This is a genomic window from Ruegeria sp. YTSB088 (assembly GCF_059609825.1).
Genome location: NZ_JBXWMM010000007.1, coordinates 230855 through 254103, shown reverse-complemented (window position 1 = coordinate 254103; position 23249 = coordinate 230855). Strand labels below are relative to the sequence as shown.

Sequence of the window (23249 nt, the reverse complement as noted above, 5' to 3'; positions counted from 1 at the left end):
TTTCGTTTTCCTCAGCAGGCCCTAAGACTGGGCACCGAGGGCCGAGCGGGGTCGATCCCCGCCGCCGCTTGCTCTGGTTGGTCGAAAGGAAACACGGGATGAACAGGCGTGCGATCCGGCTTGGCGCGGATATTGGGGGAACGTTCACGGATGTCGTGCTTGAAAAAGGGGATAACATCTTTTCCACCAAGGTGCTGACCACCTATACCGCGCCCGAAAACGCGATCATCGACGGGATGCACCAGGTCTGCGCCAGGGCCGGCATCACGCCCGGTGAGATCGGGCAGATCATCCACGGCACGACGCTGGCCACCAACGCGCTGATCGAGCGGCGCGGAGCCAGAACGGCGCTGATCACCACGCAAGGCTTCCGCGACGTGATTGAAATGCGCACCGAAAGCCGGTTCGAGCAATACGATCTGAACCTGACTCTGCCAGAGCCGCTCTTGCCGCGGCAGTCCCGGTTTACCGTGAATGAACGGGTGAACGCGCGTGGCGAGGTCATGGTGCCTCTGGACCGCGCCGAGGTCGAGGCGCTGGCCGCGCGGATCGAAAAGGCGGGTTTCGAAAGCGTCGCGGTGGGCCTCATCCATTCCTACCTGAACCCGGCGCATGAGCAGATGGTGCGCGAGGTTCTTACCGAGCGCCTGCCGCATGTCTCGGTGTCGATCTCGTCCGAGGTCAGCCCGCAGATGCGTGAATACGAACGGTTCAACACGGTGGTGGCGAACGCCTATATCAAGCCGCTGATGGCCTCCTACCTCGGCCGGCTGGAAGAGGGGTTGCGCGGCGAAGGCGTAAACTGCCTCGTCTTCCTGATGCATTCGGGCGGCGGCATCATCTCGCTTCAGAACGCCGCCGATTTCCCGGTGCGGCTGGTGGAAAGCGGTCCGGCGGGGGGCGCGGTCTTTGCCGCCCATATCGCCGCGCGTTACGGCATCGACAAGGTGCTGAGCTTTGACATGGGCGGCACGACCGCCAAGATCTGCCTGATCAAGAACCAGACGCCCAAGACCAGCCGTGTGTTCGAGGTCGCGCGGACCTACCGGTTCAAGAAGGGGTCCGGCATGCCGATCTCGATCCCGGTGATCGACATGGTGGAGATTGGTGCGGGCGGAGGTTCGTTGGCCCATGTGGACGACATGCGCCAGATCCGAGTCGGGCCCGAGAGCGCGGGCTCCGAACCCGGCCCGGCCTGTTATGGGCGCGGTGGTACGCGGCCTGCGGTCACGGATGCAGACCTTGTTCTGGGCAAGCTGGATCCGGACAATTTCGCTGGTGGGGCGATCAAACTGCACCCAGACCAATCGCAAACGGCGCTGACCGCCCATGTCGGCGACACGCTGTCGATGGACACCATCGAGGCCGCCTTTGGCGTGGCCGAGGTCGTGGACGAGAACATGGCCAACGCGGCCCGTGTTCACGCGGTCGAGAATGGCGAGGATCTGTCGGAATACACCATGATAGCCTTTGGCGGTGCGGCGCCGCTCCATGCCGGGCGTTTGTGCGAAAAGCTCGGTGTCGACCGCCTGATCGTGCCGCCCGGTGCCGGGGTCGGTTCGGCCATCGGGTTCCTGCGCGCGCCCTACAGCTACGAGGCCAACCGCTCGGTCTACATGAAACTCAGCGGTTTTGACCCCGCGCGGATCAAAGCGCTGCTGACAGAGCTGAAATCCGAGGTCACGGGCTTCGTGCGGACTTGCGACGAGACCTCGGAGATCCTTTCGGAATTCAAGGTCTACATGCGGTATGCCGGACAGGGCTGGGAAATTCCCATCGCGCTGACGGAAGACCAGGCCACTAATCCCGATGCTGCGACCTTCCTGGCACGCTTCGAAGAGGACTATGCCAAGCTCTTCGGCCGCACGGTCGCGGGTCTGGATGTCGAGATCACCGTCTGGTCGGTCAACGCGACCACACCGCCCGAAGCCGTCGCGCCTGTGGCCGCATCGGCCGGCGAAAGCACCGCCGTCGCGCAAGGCCAGCGCCGGGTGTTCGATGCCGCGTCCGGGGCCTTCGTCGAGGCTCAGGTCATCGACCGGGTGACCATGCAGACCGGCCAGCGCGCCAACGGCCCCGCCGCCGTGACCGAGGCCGAAACCACCATCATCGTTCCCGCAAGCCGCGACGCGATCTGCCAGCCCGACGGCTGCATCGACGTCGTGACCAAGGGGTAAGGAGCGCCGACATGACAAAGCAACATTCAAAGGTCGCCTATCAGGTCATGTGGAACCGGCTGATCTCGGTGGTCGAGGAACAGGCGCAGGCGCTGGTGCGCACGGCCTTTTCGACCTCCGTCCGGGAGGCCGGCGACCTGTCCGCCGGGGTCTATGACACCCACGGCAACATGCTGGCGCAGGCCGTCACCGGCACCCCGGGGCATGTCAACGCGATGGCTGACGCCGTGGTGCATTTCATCCGCCGCATCGGGCGGCAGAACATATTCGAGGGCGATGTCTACATCACCAACGACCCGTGGGAGGGCACCGGCCACCTGCACGACATCACCATGGTCACGCCGTCGTTCCACAACGGCGTGCTGGTAGGGTTCTTCGCCTGCACCGCGCATATCGTCGATATCGGTGGGCGCGGCTTCGGAGCGGACGCGGCCAGCGTCTATGAAGAAGGGCTTTATATCCCGATCATGAAATTCGCCGAGCGGGGCGAGGTGGACGAAACGCTGGTGCGGATCATTCGCGGCAATGTGCGCGAACCCGACCAGCTGATCGGCGACATCTACGCGCTGGCCACCTGCAACGAGATCGGCCACCGCCGCCTGATAGACATGATGACCGAGTTCGATCTGGATGATCTGGATGGCATCGCGGCGTTCATCCTTGAAAACTCGCGCCGCGCCACGCTGGAAGCCATTGCCGCCCTGCCACGAAAATCCGCCGAAGGCGAAATGACGGTGGACGGGTTCGACGCGCCGATCACGCTGAAAGTCCGCGTCACGGTGCACGAAGACCGCATCGTGTCGGATTTCACCGGCTCCTCAGGGCTCGACAAGAAGGGCATCAACTGCCCGCTGGTCTATGCCAAGGCCTATGCGTGTTATGCGCTGAAGGTCGCCATTGCGCCCTCGATCCCCAACAACGCAGCCTCATTGGCCCCGTTCGAGATCACGGCCCCGGAAAACACCATCGTCAACGCGCTGCGCCCCGCACCCGTCGCGCTGCGCCACATCGTCGGTCACTTCGTGCCGGACACGGTCTATGACGCATTCGACAAGATCGTGCCGGGTCTGGTGCCTGCCGAAGGGGCTGGATGCCTGTGTAATTTTCAAGTCTCGCTGCGCCCACGCTCTGACGCGCCGACTCTAGTCGACGCACGGCGCGCCGAGGTGCTGACCTTCAATTCCGGTGGCTCCGGCGCGCGGCCTGAGCTGGACGGGCTTAATGCAACCGCCTTCCCTTCGGGCGTGATGACCATGCCGATCGAGGCAACGGAACACGCGGGGCCCGTGATCATTTGGCGCAAGGAGCTACGCCCCGACAGCGGCGGTGCGGGCAAGGCGCGTGGCGGGCTGGGCCAATACATGGAGGTCGGCGCAATGGAAGGCCACGAGTTCGACATCCAGGCGATGTTCGATCGGGTCGAACATCCCGCGCGCGGGCGGCGCGGGGGCATGGCCGGGGCCTGCACCACCATCGCGCTGGACGATGGCACGCCGATGCGCGGCAAGGGTAAGCAGTTCGTGCCCCACGGGCGCCGCGTCGTGATGGCTTTCCCTGGTGGCGCGGGCTATGGCTACCCTGCCGAGCGGCCACGGGATATGGTCCTGCGCGATCTGGCGCGGGGATACATCTCGGCGGAAACCGCAGCGCGGGATTACGGCCTGACGGCCGATGACATCAAGGCGGTCGAGGATGCCGTCGCAAAAGGGGAGATCGCCTGATGGCCGGACAAACGCAAAGCCCGAAACAGGCCCAGTATGACGTAGTGATTGTCGGCGGGGCGATCATGGGGGCCTCGACCGCCTGGTTTCTAAGCGACAACAAGGATTTCGACGGCTCGGTTCTGGTGGTGGAACGCGACAAGACCTACCAGGCCTGCTCAACAGCCCACACCAACAGCTGCATGCGCCAGCAGTTCTCGGCCGAGCTCAACGTGCGGATCAGCCAGTTCGCGGCGGATTTTGTCAAAAACCTGCGCAGCTACATGGGCGGTGACGAACGGGTGCCGGAACTCAGCATCCGCAATTTCGGCTACATGTATCTGGCCGACAATGACGCCTTCGCCAATGTCCTGCGTGAAAGCCACAAGGTTCAGGTCGCGGCGGGGGCAGGCACGCAGTTGATGACGCCCGACCAGATCAGGGCCGCCTATCCCTTCTACAATGTCGATGACATCGTGCTGGGCTCGATCAACACGGTGGACGAGGGCTTCTGGGACGGGTCGGCCGTGTTCGACTGGTGGCGACGGTCCTCGCGCGAACACGGCGTGGAATATGTCGAGAACGAGGTCGTGGCGATGACGCTCAACCCCGCCGGCACGCGTGTGGGCAGCGTCACGCTGAAATCGGGCGAGGTAATTGCCTGCGGCCATGTGGTCAACGCCTCGGGCCCGAGAGCGGCGCGCACCGCAGCCATGGCCGGCATCGAGACCCCGGTGGAGCCGCGCAAGCGCTATTCCTGGATTTTCAAGGCCGAACAGCCGCTGGAGATGGATCTGCCGCTGACCATCGACCCATCCGGCGTGCATGTGCGCGAAAACGGCGGCGGCACCTATCAGTGCGGCGGCCATTCCGAGATCGACCCGGCGGTGGACTACGACGATTTCGCGATGGATTTCTCGCTGTGGGAAAACCACGTCTGGCCGATCCTTGCCACCCGAATCCCGCAGTTTGAGGCGATCAAGGTGCAATCCGAATGGGCCGGGCATTACGCCATGAACACCTTCGATCACAACGCAATCTTGGGGCCGCACACGAAGGTGGAGAACTTCCTCTTCCTCAACGGATTCTCCGGCCACGGGCTGCAACAATCCCCTGCGATGGGGCGCGGTACGGCGGAATGGATCACCTATGGCGGCTATCGGGCGCTTGACCTGACGCCCTTCAACTACGAGCGCATCCCCAACCACTGCCCGATCATTGAAAAGGCCATCATCTGATGCAGCTTGCCGCCAATCCCTTTACAGCGGCGCTCACGGCGGGGCGCAAACAGGTCGGCCTGTGGATCAGCCTTGCCAACAATTTTTCGGCCGAGGTCGTAGCGCCCGCGGGCTATGACTGGGCGCTGATCGACATGGAACACAGCCCGAACGACTATTTCAGCACTCTGGGGCAGCTTCAGGCTTTTGCCGCCAGCGACACAACCGCCATCGTGCGTGTCGAATGGAACGACCCGGTGGCGGTCAAGCGGCTACTGGATCTGGGCGCGCCGGGGCTCATGTTTCCGATGATCCAGACGGTCGAGGAAGCGCGCTGCGCGGTGGCCGCCACGCGCTATCCGCCCAACGGGACCCGTGGTGTCTCTGGCGCGACGCGGGCGACCAAGTTCGGGCGGATCAGCGACTATACGGCGCGCGTCGAGGCGGAAACGGCGGTGCTGCTGCAGCTGGAAACCCGTGCGGCCGTTGAACAGGCCGAGGCGATTGCCGATGTCGATGGCGTCTCGGGCATCTTCTTCGGCCCGGCGGATATCGCGGCCGACATCGGCAAGCTTGGCAAGCCGATGGACCCCGAGGTCTGGGTGCTGATCAAACCGGCGGCGCAAAAGCTGATCGCCAAGGGTGTGCCGGTCGGAACGCTGGTGTTGGACCCGGGCTTTGCAACCGAGCTTTTGAACGAGGGCTTTACATTTGTGGCCTGCGGCACCGATGCCTCGATCCTGGCCCGCGGCGCCGACGCGCTGCTGGCGCAGGTGCGCGGAGGCATGGCATGATCGCGCTGTCGTCGCGGCTGGATCCGGTCAAGCCTTCGGCGTCAGCCTGGGTCAGTCAGGCGGCGAAAGAGGCCCGTTCGCGCGGCGAGGACGTGATTGACCTCGGGCTCGGCGAGCCGGATTTCGACACGCCCGAACACATCAAGCACGCCGCCCATGCTGCTGACATGGCTGGACAGACGAAATACCCGCCCACCAGCGGCACGCTGGCACTACGCAAGGCGGTGGCCGACAAGCTGCGTCGTGAGAAAGATCTCGCCCATGGCGTTGACGAGTTCATCGTCGCCGACGGCGCCAAGCAGGTGATCTTCAACGCGATGAGGGCCACGCTGGAGGACGGCGACGAGGTCCTGCTCTGCGCGCCTTATTTCGGCCAACACAAGGATAACGTTCTGATCTTTGGCGGCAGGCCCGTCACGATCCCTTGCGTGGCCGAAAACGGGTTTCGGTTACAACCCGGAGACCTTGTCCGCGCCATCACGGCGCGCACGCGCTGGATCATACTGAACCTGCCGTCCAACCCCGCCGGCGCCGTTTACTCCGACGACGATCTGCGCAGCTTGGGCGTGGTGCTGGCCGACCATCCGCAGGTGATGATCCTGTCGGACGAAATCTATGAGCACATCCTGTTCAACGGGCGCAAGTTCCGCTCTTTCGCCGCGATCAACTCGGACCTCAAGGACCGCACGCTGACGGTCAACGGCGTTTCCAAGGCCTATGCGATGACCGGCATTGCGTCAGCGGTCGCCCAACTTGAAAAGGAATCCAACTGATGAAGAAACTCGTCCTGACAGGCGCCGCCGGGCGGCTTGGCTCTTACTTGCGCGAACCGCTGACCATGATGTGCGACCAGCTAGTCTCGACCGACATCGCGGACGATATCGGCACGCTTTATGACGGCGAAACCTATGCTAAGGCGGATCTTGCCAGCCTTGACGACATGATGCGCGTGCTGGAAGGCGCCGACATGGTCGTGCATATGGGCGCCTATGCGGACGAAGGGCCGTTCGAGAAGCTTTTGGGGCCGAATTTCATCGGCGCCTACAACATCTGGGAGGCCGCGGCGCGCAACGGATTGCGGCGGGTGGTCTATGGCAGTTCCATCCACGCTGTCGGAATGCACCCCACGACCGATTTCATCGACACCGAGGTTCGCCATCGCCCCGATACCTTCTACGGGCTGGCCAAGTGTTTCGCCGAGGATCTGGGATCGCTTTACTGGGACAAGCGCGGGCTGGAAAGCGTGCATATGCGCATCCTCTCCTGTGCGCAGGTCACCAGTGCCCGCGCGCTTGGGTCTTGGCTGTCCTATGATGACCTGATCCACCTGGTGCAGCGCAGCATCGAAACACCGGTGACCGGGTTCGCCGTTGTTTACGGGGTTTCCAACAACGACCGCTGCCCGGTGGACAACAGCAAGGCCAGCTTCCTTGGCTATCGCCCGAAGGACAATGCCGAGCAATTCGCCGAACAGATCCTGGCTGAGACGCCTCCGCTGGACCCGCGCGACCCCGGTAACACGTGCCACGGCGGACCATTCGCGGCGGTGGAATTGGGCAATAGCGGCCTTGCCACGATGAAAATCGTGGACGATACGAAAAAGACCTGAAGGAAGGACCGCTCGATGACGGCACCCCGCCAGATGCGCGATTTCGGCCTGGAAGTGTTCTTCTCGGAATGGGAATTCACCGCCCGCCACCACATGACGGCCTCGGACCTGGAAAGCATGTCGGTGCCGGACCTGTTGGCACTTGCCACACCCGAAGATCGGGACGCCTATGAAAAGCTCTGGCTCGGCTATACCGAGACATGGGGGGCGCCGGCCCTGCGGGCGGAAATCGCGGCAACCTATGACGGACTGGCGGCCGAGAATATACTGTGCCTCGCGGGCGCGGGTGAGGGGCTTTACGCGGTGTCCAAGGTTCTGCTGGATGGCGCGTCCCATGCCATCGTGCCGACCCCGAACTACCAGAGCGCCGAGACCATTCCGCTGTCGGTCTGCGACGCCACTGGCGTGCCCATGCACCGGACGCAGATGAAAGGCGGCTGGCGGGTTGATCTTGATGACATCCGCGCCGCGATCCGCCCGAACACGCGGCTGCTATCGCTGAACTTTCCGCACAACCCGACCGGCATGCTGATGCCGCGCGACGATCTTCAGGCACTGATCGACCTTGCCCGCGAGCATGGCATCTGGATCCTGAGCGACGAGGTCTATCGCGGCGTCGAACTCGACCCCGCCGACCGGATGCCTCAAATCGCCGATATCTACGAACGCGGTATTTCGCTCAATGTGATGTCCAAGGCCTATGGCCTGCCGGGCCTGCGCATCGGCTGGATCGCGGCGCAGGACAGGGACTTGCTGCAACGGGTCGAACGCTACAAGCACTACCTGTCGATCTGCAATTCCGGCCCCTCTGAGGTGCTGGCCCTGATCGCGCTGAAGGCGCGCGAGCGGATCCTTGCGCGCAACCACGCGCTTCTGTCCCGAAACGTTGTGGCGCTGGAACGGCTCTTCGCCGATTTCCCGGGCTTGATCGAATGGACGCGCCCCCTGGGCGGGTGCGTGGCCTTTCCGCGCTTTGTCGGGCCGGAAGGGGGCGATGCGTTTTGCTGCAAACTGCTGGAAGAAAGCGGTGTGCTTCTATTGCCCGGCGCGATCTATGCTTCGGAGCTGACCGAGATCCCGCAGAACCATTTCCGCATCGGTTTCGGCCGCGAACAGGTGTTCGAAGACGGTTTGGCCGCGATGCGTGCGCATTTCGAAACCCACTACGCCGATTTCCGGGCCTGAGGCAGCATCATGAGGATTGTGGCACTGGACGAATTGCGGGAGCTGATCGACATGCCCGCTGCCATTGCGGCGGTGCGGCAAGGGTTCATCGACATGGCAAACGGGCTGATCGACCAGCCCGAGCCGATGCAGTTCCTGTTTCCGGGAGCGGTTGGCGAGCTGCTTGGCGATTGCCACATCAAGGGGGCCAAGGCCAAAGGTCGGCCGTGGTTCGTCGTCAAGCTTGTCACCGGGTTCTACCGAAACCCTTACCAGGGCTTGCCGGTGAATGATGGTCTGGTTCTGGTCCTGTCTTCGGAAACTGGCCGCCCTGTTGCGATCCTGCAGGACGAGGGCTGGCTGACCCAGATGCGCACGGCCGCAGCCGGCGCACTGGCGGCCGCGCTGAAGCCGGTAGAACGAGAGGCCACGCTGGGTATCGTTGGAAGCGGCACACAGGCCCGCCTGCAAGCCGAGGCGATCCGTGCCGAGACCGGGATCTCGCGCCTGATCGTGAAAGGGCGCTCTCCCGAGAGCATGCGCACCTATGTCACTGACATGGAAAGGAAGGGCTTTACCGTCTCGGTCGCATCCACTGGGCGCGATCTCTGCCATGCTGCGGATATTGTCGTGACCACGACCCCGGCCACATCGCCGGTGCTTCACGCGGATGATCTGACGGACAGGCTCCATATCGTGGCGGTGGGTGCCGACAGTCCCGGCAAGATCGAACTGGCCCCCGAGGTATTGGCGCGCGCCGCCATCATCGCCACAGACAATCACGCGCAATGTCTGCATCACGGCGATTTCGGCGCCGCCGTGCGCGCCGGGTGCGTTTCAGATATGGCAGACCTGTCCCTTTGCGACATTCTTGCGGGCAAGGCGGAGGGGCAAATTTTGCTGACGCGAGCCTTTCCGTCGTGGATCTGACAGGGCTTGGGGTCCATGACCTGACAATTGCCTCGGCTGTTGCATCAAGCCTTGGTGAGCCATAAGGGTCTCTCAGCTATATGCTGGATGCGCGCGCTGCTTCCCGGCGGCGCAGCCTGGGTCCAATCGGCTCACTTCTGATTGGGCGCAACCTTCGTCACGTACCTCGAAAGATGCGCGAGAAATGACCCGCTCCCCAAAGAGGCCGCGTTGACTGGTTAGCTCTGTTCGGGTTTTGGCCCACGGCGGACCGGTTAGCATATTCCCTTGGTGTCAACCCACTCAGGCTCGAATGCGGGCGGTATTGGTTGTAGTCGTCGCGCGATGCCGCAATCAGATGGCGGGCATGCCCGTCCGAACCCGAGGGTAGAGGCAGTTCCTCGCACACGTAGAAGACGGTGCGCAGGATCCGCATGAAGCCGTAGTTCCTGTGGAAATCTTAGTTCAAAAGCAGAAGCTTTGCACAACGATGAAGGCGAGCGATGTCACCGACACGCTGGAGTTGGCATAGGACGCTTCAGGCCGCAACAGCGCTACCGGTGTGCACAAGAGGAGGCTGCTCAGCGACAACGGCTCGTCGTACGTGGCGGCTGATCTGGCAAGTTATCTTTAGGACAAGGGCATGGATCTTGTCCGCGGTGCGCCAGTCGGCTCTCGAAATAGCGACGATTGAATGGCGGCGGCTCGCTGTCGAGCAATTCGCGCCATTGTTGCTTCAGGTCTGGCGTGGACTTGGTCTTGAGTGCGGCCACGCGGGCGGGAATAGGATCTTGATTGGTCATGTATTTCTCCGTCGAGTTGGAGTTGCATGACGTCATTCGCCGGCCGGATAGCTCGGCTCGGTGTACTGCGGGGGTCGGACATCTTGAGCGCGGTCAGGTCGCCTTGAGCCAGATGCGCCGGTACCGGGAGCCCCGCCACCCGCACCAGAGCCTCGACCCGATGCGCGAAATGAAAGCGCGCCACGTCGCGGAAGGCCGGCACGCACCCCCCCTGGGGATCGGTGAAGCTGGTGCGGAACTAGAGCGTGCCGAGCAGCGACAAGCGGGTGAGGATATCGCTGAGCAGGTCTAACATGGTTTCCATGATTGTCGGGTTCTCACCGATGTCCAGTTCTTCGGACGATCGAGCATGGAATACGGACTTGGCAGCATTCAAACGCCGGAGATCCTCGGGCAGATCGGAGGAACCGAAACCACGAAACGGAGAATGACCGATGAAGACTATGACCCTTGCCCTCGGCCTTGCCCTTGCTAGCGGCTGTCTCGCTGCCCATGCCGCGGAGCCGATGAACGACCTCGAGATCGCCCACACCGCCTACACCGCCGGCGGTCTCGACATCCGCTATGCCCATTTGGCGCTGGCGATTTCCGAGAACGAGTCGGTGCGAGAGTTTGCGCAGACGATGATCCGTGACCATTCGGCGGTGAACGAGGCTGCGGGCGCGCTGATCGCCGAACTGAGCGTTACCCCGCAGGACAACGCCCTTTCCCAAGCTCTTGTAGAGGGTGCCGAGGCCAAGCGTGCGGAGCTGATGGCGCTCAGCGGGAAGGCCTTCGATTGCGCCTATGCGACGAACGAGCTGGGCTATCATCAGGTCGTCAACCAAACCGTCGCCGAAAGCTTCATCCCGACGGTCACGGTCGAACCCCTGAAGGCACTGCTAGAGGATGCGCTTGTCACCTTCCGTGTGCATGAGCAGCACGCCGAACGGATGGTTGCGAGTCTGTCATGCATCGGCTGACGCGACGTGACTTTGGCCGGGGCCTGGGCTGTGCCCTCGCCCTGGCCGGGTCGGCCCCACGCGTGCTAGCCCACGACGGCCCACACGAGGTCGAGGTCCGTATTTCCCGATTTGCGTTCGAACCGGCACTGGTCGAGATCGCGATGGGCGACACCGTTGTCTGGATCAATGACGATCCAGCGCCCCACACCGCCACAGCGGCGGACAGCTCCTGGGACACCGGCGAGATGACGCGCGACACCCGCGCCGCGATCACCTTCGACCAGCCGGGCGAACACCCTTACCTCTGCACCTTTCACCCGCAGATGCAGGGCAAGGTGGTCGTCCGATCCGAATCCAACCACTGAAAAACCTGGTTCATGCAGGTAAACTGCCATGAACCGGTTGAATCACGAGGCTGCTATCATGACCGAAAACCTGACGCTGGTCAGCCATGCGCTCTGCCCATATGTCCAGCGCATCGCTATAGCCTTGGCGGAAAAGGGCATCGCCCATGACCGCGTGACTGTGGACCTTGCCGACAAACCCGGCTGGTTCCTCGAGATCTCGCCGATCGGGCGGACGCCGGTGCTGAAGGTGGGCGATGCGGCGCTATTCGAATCCGCCGCGATCCTGGAATATCTCGAAGAGACCCGGCCCAATCCCCTGCACCCGGCCGACCCGATCGACCGAGTGCGCCATCGCGCCTGGATCAGCTTAGGTTCGGAATGCCTGGGCGACATCGCCGGGTTCTATTCGGCCCGCGACGACGCAACGCTGGAGGCCACGGCCGGCAGACTGCACGCGCGTTTCCGACTACTGGAGGATCAGCTTGGCGATGGCCCGTGGTTTGCGGGCGCACGGTTCAGCCTAGTTGACACCGTCTTTGCGCCGGTCTTCCGATACTTCGATACTTTCGACCGCATCGCGAATTTCGGTGTGTTCGACGGGCTTGCGAAGGTGTCGCAATGGCGCGCGACACTGGCGGCGCGTCCATCAGTCCGCGACGTCGTGTCATCGGACTACCACACGTTGCTTGCGGCTTTCCTGCGCCGTCGCGAAAGCGCGCTGGATGACCGAGGGGGATCGAAGGCCGGGTTGTCGACATGAGCCTTTCCCACGACATACGCTTTGGTCGCCTGACCGAGGTCGCAATCGCCGATCTCGTTGCGCATATGTCGGACCCGCGCCTGCGCGAGCACATGCCCTTGCTGAAAGGCCCTTGGGGCGAAACGGACGCACGCGCCTTCGTCGCCGCCAAGGAGGCCTGCTGGGCGCGTGACAGTCTCTGCCACTGGGCCTTTTTCGCCGGGGAACGCTATGTCGGCTGGGGTGGCTTCCAGAAGGAAGGTTCCGAGTGGGATTTTGGTCTGGTCCTGCGCCCGCAGGACTTTGGCCTTGGCGCGTGCATCACCCGGCAGGCGCTTGAATTCGCGCGCCGGGAACCGAACATTCCATACGTGACATTTCTTCTGCCACCCAGCCGAAGGAGGCTGGCTGCACTGACTCGTCTGGGCGCGCGGGCATGCGACCCGGTTCAATGTGCGGGAACGGCCTTTCTGAAATTCTGTTTAAAGACAGACAGTTAAGATTGTCATAATGTCACTCGCCGCCCTCGCGGCCAGGCGCGATCCCTCGTTCGGACCCTGCGGCAACTCGGCTCGGATCAGAACACTTGCCCCCTGTGGAGTGATGCACAAGCCGCTTCGGATACGGGCCGGCACCGCACCCTTCAGGGCAGACGCTGTCGCCCAAAACCGGTGTGCCGTCGGGCTCGTATCCGGTTACGACGGGTGTCCACCACCAGACGGGATTGGCCTCGAAGCTTTCTCGCTCGTCGAGCCAGTCCAGCTGGGCCGCGATCTTGGCGAACCTTTCGAGCCCGACGTCGATGTCCAGCGGCCGTGCCTTAATGAAATGGACATGAGCGGCAAGAAAGATGCCCTGGATAGAGACACTTCCGGGCAGGAAACCCTCGGCGCGCGCGCCGATCTGCTTCTCGAGCCTTGCCAGAATGTGATGGAGCTTTTCGGCCGATCGCGCCAGGTGGCTGTTGTCGCTGACCCGAACCCCGGCCAGGTCATCTGGGAAATTGTCGTTGCCGCGGTGCCGAAGGTCTGGATGGTGGCCAGGATCATCTTGTCGCGCCAGAGCGGCCAGTGGCGGAGTTGCCGCCGGTCTTTCAGGATAGGTTTGCAGCGGGTATTCGGCGATCAGCCCGTTTTCCAAAACGCGTGACCGCACCGTCCCGAAGGATGGGCACCTGCAGGGTGGGCGCCGAGGCCGGATCGTCGGTCCCGGGGGGCCGAAAGCGCCTCGTTGCGGTCATAGTCGAGCCCGAGTTCGTCAAGCAGGATCCGCACGCCACGCGCGACGGGGGACCCGGAGGTATAGAGCAGGCTTCGCATCGCGTCACCCGCTGCCGGAAGGCGCGCCTCGCCTGTCGAGGCGATGGGGCTGATCAATGGCTGCCGATGACATGGCAGGTCTCGAATATCGTCGCGTTCTGCGGTTCACCGTCATTCGTCATCGCATGTTCGACAAAGGTCGGCAGGCCGGGCGGGATGACCGTGTCGACCCGGGCGACACCAAGGAAGATGTGCTTGGACGTTTCCGGTTCAATCGGGAACCAGCAGGGGTCAACGAACGTGCCGGCATAGATGCCGATCGCGCCGGGGAAGCTTTCGAAACTCAGCCACAGTCTTGTGCTGCAATCGGCGCAGAAATGGATATGGACGGTCTTGCCCGACCCGGCCGAGATCTGGTTATAGACCTTGGGCGTCCCGGTCAGGATCTCCAGCGCCGCCTCGTCGAAAATCGGTTCGACCATGAAGGCCGAGCCGGTCGCCTTCTGGCAGAACCGGCAGTGGCAGATCGTGACTCGGCTTGGCGGTGCCGATACCGCATAGCGAATGCTGCCGCAAAGGCAGCCCCCTTCCTGTCTGGTCATCATCTTCTCCTTTTGCCGCCGAAGTGTCTTGCCCGTTATTTTCCCCGGGCTTCTTCCTTTCTGCCAATTCTCGTGTGCCATGGGATTTACGACAAGTCGTTTCACCTTCGAGCTCCGCCAGCGCGAAGGCAAAGAGGTCCGAGATCACATTCGCGGTCGAATTTTGGAGTTCTGCTCAGTTCTCGGGGAATACGCCCGAAAGTTTGATTTGGCTCCAGGGCAGGACCGCTCCGGCCATGCGACAGAATTGTCGTGGATCGTTGAAGGTCTGATTGGTTCGACAGTCGCTTCCTCTCCAATTGGCCCCTACAAGTGAATCCAAACAAACGATAACAGTGACTTATCAGCCAGAGAACGTTCGACTCTGGTCCCGTCCGCTCCGACACTCAGCATTCTTTTTCATTCTGTCCGGTGCGTGCAGGTCGAAGCTGTCAGAGCCCTTGATGCCGATTTGCACTAGGTATTGCGTCTTCCCGAAAGATTAGAGGGCAACGGTCGCGCGTAGTCTCTGTGCCGCGAGTCCCCTTAATCGTAAGACCGTCTCAAGGTGTTTCAGAACAAGAAAAACCCTTTCCGAATTACCGGTCACGATCCGGTAACGGCTTCATGCGAATCGTTGTTCGGTAGATCGGGAGAACAACATGCCGCAACATACTGTTCCATCTGAACCCTGGCAGGGCCTCGAGACGCGTATCCAAGGATTGGGCCGGGATCGGTGTCATTCGAACGCGCCGGTTGGAATCCGAGAGAGGGCGGCCGAAGAACATAACGGCGAAACAGATTTGTTTGCCGGGATCTGGCCCACGAGCTTTTCGAAGGGCTTGCGGCATGACGAAAATGGTATTGTTGACGCGCAGGTTTATACCGAATTTTTGGAAGAAGTGGCTGACCCTACCTGCACCGACAATTATGGAAACAGGCTGACGCTGTTTGATACTCCAGCCTATTCCGGGCCCTTCCGCACCACGCCATCAGAGGGTGGTGAATTTAGATGGCGTGCGTGGGAAGGGCCAATCCTGGGTCACCGGTTGGGCCTGAATGGTTTGGATGCCGGCGTTTTGGGTATCGCTCCGGCACCCAGGCTTGGATCAGATGAACTTGCAGCAGAAATGGCTGAACTCTATGCGATGGCCTATTTGCGGGATGTGCCGTTTGAAACCATTCGAGAGGGTGCCGAGGTATCCGACAAAGTGGTAGGCGCCCTTGGCAAGTTGGAGTGGTTCCGTGAAGACGGTTGTCCAAAGGACGCCAACGGCGCCGAGATCGGTAAAGTACCTTCGGCACGCCGGGTTCGAGATGGCCAGGGTCTGTCTTCCCGAACCTTGTTCCGCGGCTCGAGCCAAGGCTGCTTGGAAGGGCCATACGTGTCGCAGTTCCTTTTACAGGGGCATGACACGCTGACGTCAGACCAAGCGCATGCGCAAGGGCAGCGGTTGGCAAAAACAACGGCATCAGGGGCAATGCCATTTGGTGCATTGCGGCTTGACCAAAGGGTTGCTCCTCAGGCTGTTGGCGTGGATTATTTGCGGGACTGGGCCGAATGGCTGGATGTTCAGAACGGGGCAGACACAGCCGGCGAACAAGCCTTTGAGATGAGTGGCCCGAAATTCATTGAAACGCCGCGTGACCTTGCAACCTATGTACATTTTGACACGATCTATCAGGCTTTTTTCAACGCTTGCCTGTTGATGTTGGGCCGAGGTGTTGACGCAGATGACGGTCTGCCTGAGGGCGGGCATTCCTGCGCGAATGGTGCCAAGGCTGATTGGGGCGGGACCCATGTGCTGTCAATGCTGGCGGAAACTGCGACCAGGGCGTTGCGGGCCGTGCGACGCCAGACCTTTCAGGTGCACAACCGTGCCCGCCCTGAAAAGCTAGGCAATATTGCTACTCTGGTGGCGAATGGTCATGGCGCGGTGCTTGGAACAGCCGAGCCGTTTGCCGCAGCGCATCTGGAGAAATTGGAAAGCGTCGCCAGCGAAGACTTCAGTCTGATGGACGCCATTGCCGCTGCACCGTCCATCAGGCGGTTCGCGCACAACGCGGTGTCTCATAATGGGCTTCCGAAAATCGATTGCAACTTGCTGTTGCCAATTGCGTATCCAGAAGGCTCACCGATGCACCCGTCCTACGGCGCGGCGCATGGGGCAGTTGCCGGGGCGTGCGTCACATTGCTCAAGGGGTTTTTCCGGACCCATGCGCTGGACGGGTCCCGGGTGTCTTTGGCCGAGGCGGGTATGCCGCGCGTTTTTGTTCCGGCTGCAGGCGGCAAAACACTGATTGATTCTGAGCGACCAGACGACAGCTCAGAGAAACTGACGCTGAATGGCGAACTGAACAAATTGGCTGCGAATATCGCGATCGGGCGCAGTTTTGCAGGGGTTCATTTCTACAGCGACTACTTCGACAGTGTCCGAATGGGTGAACGCGTTGCCGTCGGCATTTTGGCCGAGCATATGGCGAACTTCCGGGGCACCGCGAAAATGTCGCTCGAAACGTTTGATGGAGATCGCCTCAGCATCGTCAGCGGTTGCTCCTCCGGTAGTGAAATTCATATCGCGAACAGTACACCTGAACTTTGGTGGACCCGTCATTTGCCTGAACAGGCGGGCTGGGCAGGATGAAGGTGCCCGACCCATGACAGGTCGTTTTTCATGATGCTCCCGTATTGGTCACCCGCCGGGACCCTCCCATTGGAAATGAAACCACGCGGGCATAGGCCTCTGACTTTCCATTCTTGTATTTCTGATGCCCAACGGTGTTCGTTGATGTCTGTATTTCAATCGCCTGGACTTGCCGATCAGCGCGCGAACGACGCTGCCCTGTCAGCGTGGAATTCAAGCATTCAGAACACTTTTGAAAGGCAAGGCGTCAGCCCTTTTCTGGTCATGGATCCGCGTGACATCGAGGCGGGCCAGCCATCGAATCGGTTCAGATGGCGCGCCAGTCCACGAGAGCCGCGGGATTGTCTGGGCGATGAACTGGCAGCTCGCCTGTCAGACCAAGGCTGGTCCAGCAGGGTTGAACTGCACAACGAATACCTTGAATACGCGCTGGTAATGCGACCCGATGCCGGCGGCAGAATGCGTCCGAAGCGTTTTGTGGCCACCACCGAGTTGATGGAATGGTGGCGAACCATGGCGGTCTTCGATCTCGATCACTTCCTGTCGGTGGTCGCATCGGCGTCCGGGCGCTTCTACTCCTGCAAGGACCTGTTTGAAGTCTCGCGGTCGGTATGGACGTCGATGGATGTTTCCGAGCGCGCGGCCCTCTTTCACAAAAGGCTGGTGGGTACGGATTACGCGCATCCGCCGGAACATCCATTGAATATCCAGCATGTTTTGTTTCTGGCCAAGGATACGAACAGATTGACCGATCTGATCCAGACCATGCACTTATTCTCGTTCCCTTACGTCGTTAAGAATGGCGATAGCAGGCGGCGTGCCCGACCCGAAGAAGTGCTTGATTTCGCGAACCGGAAAGATCTGTACTGCCGGCATGCCGGGGTCTGTTTGGCGAGCGATACGCTCGAACTGGCCGTGGGAAAAGGTGGTAAGTCACCTACAGGCAAGGCAATGGCATTCTCTGATCCGCTGGGGCTTTATTTTCGGGCGTTCCAAACGTCAGAACTGTTCTTGGGCGAGCACAAAATGCCTCTGGACTGGGTCCGGTTCCGGCGCGGCGCACCTGGAATGCCCATGCGCCTTGACTTCGGGCCTGCCGACGATGATCCCCGGTTTCTGGACGATATTATGCTGGGAACAGGCACATCGGCGCGCCCGGTCTCGGGCTATACACTCGCCAGTCTGATCGAGGTTGGACCCATGATCACAGTTGCCGCCAAACCACGCGTGATCACCCGTGTCGAATTTGTTGAAATCCCGCATGTTGACCCGGGACGGTTTGTCTGCGGCTTGCCCGAGACCCAGCGTTGCAGGCAGCTCTCGGAATTCGCGGATCGTTGCGAAGCAGGGACCAACCGCAACACGACGCGCTTTCGTAAAGACGGATCCTGACAGGTGCTCAGACTGGCACGGCTTTGACCACTGGCAGCGGGATTTTAGGTGCCGTCATATCAAAAATCGCAACCGGACGACCGAATGCACAGCTTGCGGCCGTTAATACAGTCGTCAGCGACGGGTTCGGGGTCTTCCACGCCTGAACGTCGAACAACTCTGTCGGAGCCGTGGGCCGGTCATTTAGCGCGCCGCGATAAAGCCGGAATAAACGTGCCTGCTCGGCATCCATGCCGTGATCCGTCACGCCGTTATGATCAAGCATCACCATGTTGCGCCAGGACACCACCGCCTCGGATGCTGCGTGCCAGACGCCCTGCGCCAGATTTGCGGAAAGCGCCGATCCATAGGTGGGCCTGCCGCCATCCGCGTCTGCGCAAACCGCGCGCAGCAGAAGGCCGATGCCCGGGACTTCGAGGGTGTGAATGCTCAGTTGCCGCAGTTGAACATTCAGCCACTGCGTCAAATCGTGGGGCAGTGCAGTCTCCGGCACCAGATGGTCAAATCCGTGTGATCCAAGAGCGTGTTCCAAACACTCCAGCGCCGCCCAAAGGGCGGCGGCTTCGTGTGTTGGACCGGCAGCGGCACCTTTCGAAGTGACCGTTCCGTCGCTGCCCGGAACACCCAGTGCAAGCGCTTCGGTTGACATCCCATGGGATGCACCATCCGACGCGATCAGGCTTTCGCGGGTTTGTGGTGCTTCGGTACTGTATTGCAAGGCATAGCGCTCAATCGCCTCAAACCCGGCCAGCCGCGCCGCCTCCTCCGGTGTGCGGCCGGTGCCGAAAGACACGCGATGGCCCATCCCGCCCTTGGGGGGCAGAGTCCCGTTGCGCAGCTCGATCAAGCGAAAAGCCGCGTGGATTGGCGCACCCTTGGGGAATTCGGCAAACGAGGGTTCGGAAATTAGCCGAGCAGTTTCAGCGCGTTCAATCAACGTGTCGGTCATTTTCGTTTCCGGATAAGCATGTAACGGGGTATACAAATGGGCATTGTTGTTTGAGAAGGAGATTTTACATGGCTCGTTTGACAATCAACCCGAATTATTCATTGAAAGACTTGGGGTGTGAAGTTCTGAATGCCGCGCGCGGTCGTGCACTTGGGTCGCAAGATGATCAGGATGCGGCGGAACGCAAAATTCAAGAAATCCTGGCGGACAGTGGTAACCCAGAGGTCAGGTTTGTCTATGACACCAAGGATCTGGTTCATATCGTTGTTCCGGACCTGAGTGACAAAAAGCCGGATCCGAACCCCGATCACGAGTCATGGTGCTGCAAACTTGCCTATGAAGCGATGGGCGGTATCGTCATTTTTGGATGCAGCGGTTAACGACAACCCCCGAACGCTTTTGAGGGCCGTTAGTGACTGAGGCAAGAACCAAGGTTTTTTTGACCGGACCGTTTCAGATTATTTGCGACGACGGTCAGGATGTAACGCCTCGGGGCACCAAAGCGAAAGCTCTTCTTGCTTTGGTGCTCCTGTCGAAAAACGCGATACGCAGCAGGGCTTGGTTGCAGGACAAGCTCTGGAGCGAGAGTTCGCCCGCACAAGGCGCGGCGTCGTTGCGCAAAGAGCTTAGTGTTCTCAGCAAACATTTTTCCAAGCATAAAGTTGATTTTCTTGAAGTAACCCGTGAAACGGTGTCGATCAATCTGGCAGCAGTCGAGGTTGATCTGTTTGACGAGCAGCTCAGTTCAGACCGCGCTGAGTTGCTGGAAGGGTTGGACGTTGCCGACCCCGAGTTCGAGGCATGGCTGACGGTTGAGCGGCAGGCTTATTGGGACATCGATACAGAGTCAGACGGTCCGGTTCTGGCGGGCCGCGGTTTGCCGGTGCATTGGGGGCGTTTGCGTCCAGCGGTTGTTGTAGAGCCTTTTGAAGTTGTCGGGGAAACGCCGGATATCAGCATCGCTGCATCCTCCATACGAGACGAGCTCATGTTTCTTCTGGGCACAATGTCCGACGTGATCGAGCTTCGTGACGCGCGCAGGCAGGAAGGCCCGGTTGAAGGCTATGTTCTCAGCGGCAGTGTGGTCGGCGCAGAAGGCCTGCGGGTGGCCGCTCAACTGACGTCAACCGCAGATCAGGTTTGCCTGTGGACACAACGGTTCCGCTTTCGCGCAAAGGAAACATTCGACGCGGTCGAAGAAATCGCCATGAAGGTCGTCGAGGCGCTCCAACTGCGATTGCGCGACGGGTATTGGTCAGAAATCTGGTCAGGTCGTGCCACATCGACCGAGGCTTGGTCGGCGTTCCAGAAGGCCCGCATTCTGGAAAGTCAGGCAACAGAAGACGGGTTGCAGGATGCCATCCGTCAATATCGCGCCTGTCTGGAGTTTGACCCGGGATACCTTCCGGCACGTGTCGCGATCGGTTTCTGTCATTTGGACATGATCCGCCTGGGCATGAATGCAAACCCGACCGAGGCGCTGGCAATGGTAGAGGCCGAATGCAAGAAGCTGTGCAATCTGAACCCAACGGACCCGTACTGCTCGGCCCTCCATGCCTTCACCCACAGTGTTGCTGGCAACACGTCAGAGGCTTGCAACTTGATGCTTGCCGTCGTGGAACGTTTCAGCGGAAGCCCGGAATTGTTGGGATATTACGGCATCCTGTTGGTGTATGATGACAGGGCTGAAGAAGGCGTTTCGGTCTGCAAGAAAGCGCTGGCATTGACGCCGCATCCCCCTATTTGGATCGAAGCAAACCTGGCAATTGCAATGATGATAACCGGGGACAAGGCCGCGTGGCAGCATGCCCATAACGTGTTGCGGGTTGACCCCGGACGCGTTCGTCCCAGGGTCGTGCTTTGCATGCTGTCCGCCGCCGCCGGGAACCATTCCCTGGCGCGTCGACATGCCCGACAGATTCTGGAATTGCAGCCGGGCTTTACCGCCGAGCGCTGGGCCTGGCCCGGCTGTTTCAAGAACAGGCGACACTACGAAGAAGGCGTGCGGCTCTTGTCGGCGGCTGGTCTGTGACGGGTCGTCAGATTTCGTCCAGCACCTTGCGGGCCACGCGAAAACACTCCAGCGCTTGAGGAACGCCGCAATAAATCCCGACCACGTGGATGATGGCGCGGATTTCTTCCTTTGACACTCCGTTGTTGATGGCGCCCCGGCAGTGGATTTCCCATTCATGCATCTTTCCCAGCGCACCGATCATCGAAAGGTTCATCATCGACCGGGTCTTGGCGTCAATCACGTCGTCGCCCCACCCAAACCCCCAGCACCAGGCCGTCATGGCTTCCTGAAACGGGCGGGTGAAGTCGTCGGCGGCAGCAAGGTTTTTCTCCACATACTCTGCGCCCAGCGTGTTCTTCCTTTGCTCCAGTCCTTTCAGAAACAGGTCTTCGTCGAAAATGTCGGCCATTGCGGGTCTCCGGTGTGTCAGTGTGTCAGGCGGTGTTTGTAAAGGTGATCGTAATGCGGTTTCATCCTGCGGTGCACCTGTTTCACACGGTCTGGCGCGTCCGCGATGTCGATATGCGTGCGTGTCTGCGGCGCAAGCCCGGTCGATTTCGCGAGGTTGCCATGGAACGACCCGCCGTCCCACCAACTGAGGGCGGACGGATCACCGCCCGGTTCCCAGCTCAGCGCCTGTTCGATGAACGGAATTCCCACCGCGTCACAGAAGGCCCGGGTCATGCCGTGTGGATCTTCCAGCAGGTCATCGCTGTCAATGACCGGCGGCGGAGTTCCGTTCAGTGCGGTCAACAGATCGAACAGGGCACGCTGTTCGGGAAAGCCAACCTCGCCTTCGGCAAAGTCCGGCCATTGTTTGTACATCGAAGTGATGGTCTTGGCCGGGTCCCGGATCAGAAAGGCGTGGGTGAAATGCGACAGAAACCCGGCATTCCACATGTGGTTGATGTAATGCGGAAAATCCTTCAGGAAGACTGGCCCCCGTTTCGCCCGCTGTTGAATGTCCAGCCACACGCTGTCCAAAGTCAGGCCTGGCGTTGTCACGTCCCCTGGTTGGAACCGATGCCAAAGCGGGTCTTCACCCTGATACCACGCCTCGCCAAAGGGCTCGTGCAGGCAGTCGAGATCACCGCGTTGTCGCATCATCCACTCGAACGCAGTTGACGTGGACCTGGGCACGGCCCAGAGCGCGAGGATTGTGTGCATGGTCATGGCCTCTCGAATAATTAAAGACGTTTCAGCAATTGCCCGTGCGGTGTACCGGGTGCGATACCGAGGGATTTGAAGACGCGCCAGTAAAGCGCGATGTCATGACCAATCACCGGTTTGCCCAGCGCATCTTCAAGGGTATCGGCCAGATGCAGTGGGCGCTGCGGCAAGCCACCGGGCCCGGTACGGAAATTGCACATGCCATTGATCAGGATCGCTTCGGCCCGGGGTGCCTTGTCGGCCACATATTCAAAGCTTTTCAGTGCCAGATCGCCGTCAAAGACCCAGCGACAGGAATTGACCTCTTCCTGACCGCCGAACCAGCCCTGATCGTGGAAATTCCCGGCCCAGACCACATCAAACCCGGCTTCCTTCAAGAAGCCGGCCGTGCCCTGCCACCATTCCGGCCAATGATAGGCGGCGTTCAGGGCAACCTTTTCGACATTCAGGTCACGCAGTGCCTCGACCATGGCATATCCGGCCATGTGAAAGCGCGTGCCATATTTGTCTGACAGGTCTTCGCAGTGTTGCCGAACGCCTTCTACGCCCAGCCCGCAGGCATGGACCCAATTCGAACCGACCTGACCGCAGACATCCACACTGTTGCGGGACATGCAGTGCACGAAGTCTTCGAGCATGCCAAAGTTCTGTCTCCGCTGATCCAATCCGTGCACGTAGTCTGGCACGTGCAGCATCCACCCGTGAACGCCCACGGTTTCGGGGCACATGCGCAGGAAATCCGAGGGCGCGGCGTCAAAGTCGAACGGCGGGCAGGTGAACCCGACCTGATGGGGGAACAGTTTGTGTTCCGGGCGCCAGACTTCAGGCATCAGCAT

Annotated in this window: 23 protein-coding genes and 3 pseudogenes; 18 read left to right on the top strand and 8 right to left on the bottom strand. The window is 60.9% G+C overall.

Annotation, left to right across the window (positions count from 1 at the left end; genetic code table 11):
- Positions 1–98: 98 nt before the first annotated feature.
- The 8 genes from AC2FFA_RS13640 to AC2FFA_RS13605 are packed head-to-tail and all read left to right on the top strand — an operon-like array spanning position 99 to position 9591.
- On the top strand, positions 99–2177 hold the full coding sequence (locus AC2FFA_RS13640; protein WP_496852007.1) for a hydantoinase/oxoprolinase family protein: 2079 nt from the start codon (positions 99–101) through the stop codon (positions 2175–2177).
- A gap of 11 nt (positions 2178–2188) precedes the next feature.
- A complete protein-coding gene (locus tag AC2FFA_RS13635) occupies positions 2189–3898 on the top strand; it encodes a hydantoinase B/oxoprolinase family protein (RefSeq protein WP_496852006.1) in 1710 nt (569 codons plus the stop codon).
- Positions 3898–5115, top strand: a complete 1218-nt coding sequence (locus tag AC2FFA_RS13630) for an NAD(P)/FAD-dependent oxidoreductase (RefSeq protein ID WP_496852005.1) — start codon at positions 3898–3900, stop codon at positions 5113–5115. Before AC2FFA_RS13635 ends, AC2FFA_RS13630 begins: the two co-directional genes overlap by 1 nt.
- Positions 5115–5888, top strand: a complete 774-nt coding sequence (locus AC2FFA_RS13625) for an HpcH/HpaI aldolase family protein (RefSeq protein WP_496852004.1) — start codon at positions 5115–5117, stop codon at positions 5886–5888. The genes AC2FFA_RS13630 and AC2FFA_RS13625 overlap by 1 nt, the downstream gene beginning before the upstream one ends.
- Complete coding sequence (locus AC2FFA_RS13620) at positions 5885–6661, top strand: aminotransferase class I/II-fold pyridoxal phosphate-dependent enzyme (protein WP_496852003.1); 777 nt, start codon at positions 5885–5887, stop codon at positions 6659–6661. The genes AC2FFA_RS13625 and AC2FFA_RS13620 overlap by 4 nt, the downstream gene beginning before the upstream one ends.
- Positions 6661–7497, top strand: coding sequence for an NAD-dependent epimerase/dehydratase family protein (locus tag AC2FFA_RS13615; protein WP_496852002.1), 837 nt, complete (start codon positions 6661–6663; stop codon positions 7495–7497). The genes AC2FFA_RS13620 and AC2FFA_RS13615 overlap by 1 nt, the downstream gene beginning before the upstream one ends.
- A 15-nt stretch (positions 7498–7512) precedes the next feature.
- On the top strand, positions 7513–8682 hold the full coding sequence (locus AC2FFA_RS13610) for an aminotransferase class I/II-fold pyridoxal phosphate-dependent enzyme (protein WP_496852001.1): 1170 nt from the start codon (positions 7513–7515) through the stop codon (positions 8680–8682).
- A gap of 9 nt (positions 8683–8691) precedes the next feature.
- On the top strand, positions 8692–9591 hold the full coding sequence (locus tag AC2FFA_RS13605; RefSeq protein ID WP_496852000.1) for a Rossmann-fold NAD(P)-binding domain-containing protein: 900 nt from the start codon (positions 8692–8694) through the stop codon (positions 9589–9591).
- 157 nt (positions 9592–9748) lie between these two features.
- Here AC2FFA_RS13605 and AC2FFA_RS13600 read toward each other — a convergent pair.
- Positions 9749–9940, bottom strand: a pseudogene (locus tag AC2FFA_RS13600) (integrase core domain-containing protein); the annotation flags it as partial.
- A 105-nt stretch (positions 9941–10045) separates the two neighbouring features.
- On the opposite strand from AC2FFA_RS13600, the pseudogene AC2FFA_RS13595 reads away from it, so the two are divergent.
- Positions 10046–10201 (top strand): annotated as a pseudogene (locus AC2FFA_RS13595) (IS3 family transposase); the annotation flags it as partial.
- Positions 10202–10217: 16 nt separating this feature from the next.
- On the opposite strand, the pseudogene AC2FFA_RS13590 reads toward AC2FFA_RS13595, so the two are convergent.
- Positions 10218–10373: pseudogene (locus tag AC2FFA_RS13590) on the bottom strand (DUF2924 domain-containing protein); the annotation flags it as partial.
- On the opposite strand from AC2FFA_RS13590, the gene AC2FFA_RS13585 reads away from it, so the two are divergent.
- From AC2FFA_RS13585 to AC2FFA_RS13565, 5 genes are all read left to right on the top strand, one after another.
- Entirely contained in the window at positions 10372–10665 is a 294-nt protein-coding gene (locus AC2FFA_RS13585) for a hypothetical protein (protein ID WP_496851999.1), read from the top strand. The pseudogene AC2FFA_RS13590 and the gene AC2FFA_RS13585 overlap by 2 nt on opposite strands.
- Positions 10666–10807: 142 nt before the next feature.
- Positions 10808–11335 carry a DUF4142 domain-containing protein gene (locus tag AC2FFA_RS13580; RefSeq protein WP_496851998.1) on the top strand — a complete coding sequence of 176 codons (528 nt, stop codon included), beginning with the start codon at positions 10808–10810 and terminating at the stop codon, positions 11333–11335.
- A gap of 62 nt (positions 11336–11397) precedes the next feature.
- Complete coding sequence (locus tag AC2FFA_RS13575) at positions 11398–11682, top strand: cupredoxin domain-containing protein (RefSeq protein WP_496851997.1); 285 nt, start codon at positions 11398–11400, stop codon at positions 11680–11682.
- Between the two features lie 28 nt (positions 11683–11710).
- The gene (locus AC2FFA_RS13570; protein ID WP_496851996.1) at positions 11711–12424 is read left to right on the top strand and encodes a glutathione S-transferase family protein; all 714 of its coding nucleotides are present in this window, start codon (positions 11711–11713) and stop codon (positions 12422–12424) included.
- Complete coding sequence (locus tag AC2FFA_RS13565; protein ID WP_496717865.1) at positions 12421–12903, top strand: GNAT family N-acetyltransferase; 483 nt, start codon at positions 12421–12423, stop codon at positions 12901–12903. The genes AC2FFA_RS13570 and AC2FFA_RS13565 overlap by 4 nt, the downstream gene beginning before the upstream one ends.
- Positions 12904–12916: 13 nt before the next feature.
- Here AC2FFA_RS13565 and AC2FFA_RS13560 read toward each other — a convergent pair whose 3' ends face one another.
- Both AC2FFA_RS13560 and AC2FFA_RS13555 read right to left on the bottom strand, forming a co-directional pair.
- Positions 12917–13558, bottom strand: coding sequence for a hypothetical protein (locus AC2FFA_RS13560; RefSeq protein ID WP_496851995.1), 642 nt, complete (start codon positions 13556–13558; stop codon positions 12917–12919).
- A 217-nt stretch (positions 13559–13775) separates the two neighbouring features.
- A complete protein-coding gene (locus tag AC2FFA_RS13555; RefSeq protein WP_496851994.1) occupies positions 13776–14264 on the bottom strand; it encodes a GFA family protein in 489 nt (162 codons plus the stop codon).
- A gap of 641 nt (positions 14265–14905) precedes the next feature.
- Between AC2FFA_RS13555 and AC2FFA_RS13550 the strand changes: the two genes are divergently transcribed.
- Positions 14906–16888, top strand: coding sequence for a phosphatase PAP2 family protein (locus AC2FFA_RS13550; RefSeq protein ID WP_496851993.1), 1983 nt, complete (start codon positions 14906–14908; stop codon positions 16886–16888).
- Between the two features lie 144 nt (positions 16889–17032).
- Positions 17033–18280 carry a DUF8225 domain-containing protein gene (locus tag AC2FFA_RS13545; protein WP_496851992.1) on the top strand — a complete coding sequence of 416 codons (1248 nt, stop codon included), beginning with the start codon at positions 17033–17035 and terminating at the stop codon, positions 18278–18280.
- Positions 18281–18287: 7 nt separating this feature from the next.
- On the opposite strand, the gene AC2FFA_RS13540 is transcribed toward AC2FFA_RS13545, so the two are convergent.
- A complete protein-coding gene (locus AC2FFA_RS13540; RefSeq protein WP_496851991.1) occupies positions 18288–19229 on the bottom strand; it encodes a hypothetical protein in 942 nt (313 codons plus the stop codon).
- A gap of 68 nt (positions 19230–19297) precedes the next feature.
- Between AC2FFA_RS13540 and AC2FFA_RS13535 the strand changes: the two genes are divergently transcribed.
- Both AC2FFA_RS13535 and AC2FFA_RS13530 read left to right on the top strand, forming a co-directional pair.
- Positions 19298–19609 carry a hypothetical protein gene (locus AC2FFA_RS13535; protein WP_171171326.1) on the top strand — a complete coding sequence of 104 codons (312 nt, stop codon included), beginning with the start codon at positions 19298–19300 and terminating at the stop codon, positions 19607–19609.
- Positions 19610–19641: 32 nt separating this feature from the next.
- Complete coding sequence (locus AC2FFA_RS13530) at positions 19642–21261, top strand: hypothetical protein (RefSeq protein ID WP_496851990.1); 1620 nt, start codon at positions 19642–19644, stop codon at positions 21259–21261.
- A gap of 7 nt (positions 21262–21268) precedes the next feature.
- Here the strand turns inward: AC2FFA_RS13530 and AC2FFA_RS13525 are convergent, their stop codons facing one another.
- The 3 genes from AC2FFA_RS13525 to AC2FFA_RS13515 are packed head-to-tail and all read right to left on the bottom strand — an operon-like array spanning position 21269 to position 23249.
- Positions 21269–21652, bottom strand: coding sequence for a carboxymuconolactone decarboxylase family protein (locus AC2FFA_RS13525; protein ID WP_496851989.1), 384 nt, complete (start codon positions 21650–21652; stop codon positions 21269–21271).
- Positions 21653–21669: 17 nt separating this feature from the next.
- Complete coding sequence (locus AC2FFA_RS13520; RefSeq protein ID WP_496851988.1) at positions 21670–22416, bottom strand: sulfotransferase-like domain-containing protein; 747 nt, start codon at positions 22414–22416, stop codon at positions 21670–21672.
- Between the two features lie 14 nt (positions 22417–22430).
- Positions 22431–23249, bottom strand: a complete 819-nt coding sequence (locus AC2FFA_RS13515; protein ID WP_496851987.1) for an aspartate racemase/maleate isomerase family protein — start codon at positions 23247–23249, stop codon at positions 22431–22433.

Excerpts from the sequence above, each read along its gene's own strand:
- AC2FFA_RS13640 (WP_496852007.1), top strand. The coding sequence starts at position 99 with ATGAACAGGCGTGCGATCCGGCTTGGCGCGGATATTGGGGGAACGTTC.
- AC2FFA_RS13635 (WP_496852006.1), top strand. The coding sequence starts at position 2,189 with ATGACAAAGCAACATTCAAAGGTCGCCTATCAGGTCATGTGGAACCGG.
- AC2FFA_RS13630 (WP_496852005.1), top strand. The coding sequence starts at position 3,898 with ATGGCCGGACAAACGCAAAGCCCGAAACAGGCCCAGTATGACGTAGTG.
- AC2FFA_RS13625 (WP_496852004.1), top strand. The coding sequence starts at position 5,115 with ATGCAGCTTGCCGCCAATCCCTTTACAGCGGCGCTCACGGCGGGGCGC.
- AC2FFA_RS13620 (WP_496852003.1), top strand. The coding sequence starts at position 5,885 with ATGATCGCGCTGTCGTCGCGGCTGGATCCGGTCAAGCCTTCGGCGTCA.
- AC2FFA_RS13615 (WP_496852002.1), top strand. The coding sequence starts at position 6,661 with ATGAAGAAACTCGTCCTGACAGGCGCCGCCGGGCGGCTTGGCTCTTAC.
- AC2FFA_RS13610 (WP_496852001.1), top strand. The coding sequence starts at position 7,513 with ATGACGGCACCCCGCCAGATGCGCGATTTCGGCCTGGAAGTGTTCTTC.
- AC2FFA_RS13605 (WP_496852000.1), top strand. The coding sequence starts at position 8,692 with ATGAGGATTGTGGCACTGGACGAATTGCGGGAGCTGATCGACATGCCC.
- AC2FFA_RS13585 (WP_496851999.1), top strand. The coding sequence starts at position 10,372 with ATGTATTTCTCCGTCGAGTTGGAGTTGCATGACGTCATTCGCCGGCCG.
- AC2FFA_RS13580 (WP_496851998.1), top strand. The coding sequence starts at position 10,808 with ATGAAGACTATGACCCTTGCCCTCGGCCTTGCCCTTGCTAGCGGCTGT.
- AC2FFA_RS13570 (WP_496851996.1), top strand. The coding sequence starts at position 11,711 with ATGAACCGGTTGAATCACGAGGCTGCTATCATGACCGAAAACCTGACG.
- AC2FFA_RS13565 (WP_496717865.1), top strand. The coding sequence starts at position 12,421 with ATGAGCCTTTCCCACGACATACGCTTTGGTCGCCTGACCGAGGTCGCA.
- AC2FFA_RS13555 (WP_496851994.1), bottom strand. The coding sequence starts at position 14,264 with ATGACCAGACAGGAAGGGGGCTGCCTTTGCGGCAGCATTCGCTATGCG.
- AC2FFA_RS13550 (WP_496851993.1), top strand. The coding sequence starts at position 14,906 with ATGCCGCAACATACTGTTCCATCTGAACCCTGGCAGGGCCTCGAGACG.
- AC2FFA_RS13545 (WP_496851992.1), top strand. The coding sequence starts at position 17,033 with ATGTCTGTATTTCAATCGCCTGGACTTGCCGATCAGCGCGCGAACGAC.
- AC2FFA_RS13540 (WP_496851991.1), bottom strand. The coding sequence starts at position 19,229 with ATGACCGACACGTTGATTGAACGCGCTGAAACTGCTCGGCTAATTTCC.
- AC2FFA_RS13535 (WP_171171326.1), top strand. The coding sequence starts at position 19,298 with ATGGCTCGTTTGACAATCAACCCGAATTATTCATTGAAAGACTTGGGG.
- AC2FFA_RS13525 (WP_496851989.1), bottom strand. The coding sequence starts at position 21,652 with ATGGCCGACATTTTCGACGAAGACCTGTTTCTGAAAGGACTGGAGCAA.
- AC2FFA_RS13520 (WP_496851988.1), bottom strand. The coding sequence starts at position 22,416 with ATGACCATGCACACAATCCTCGCGCTCTGGGCCGTGCCCAGGTCCACG.
- AC2FFA_RS13515 (WP_496851987.1), bottom strand. The coding sequence starts at position 23,249 with ATGCTGATGCCTGAAGTCTGGCGCCCGGAACACAAACTGTTCCCCCAT.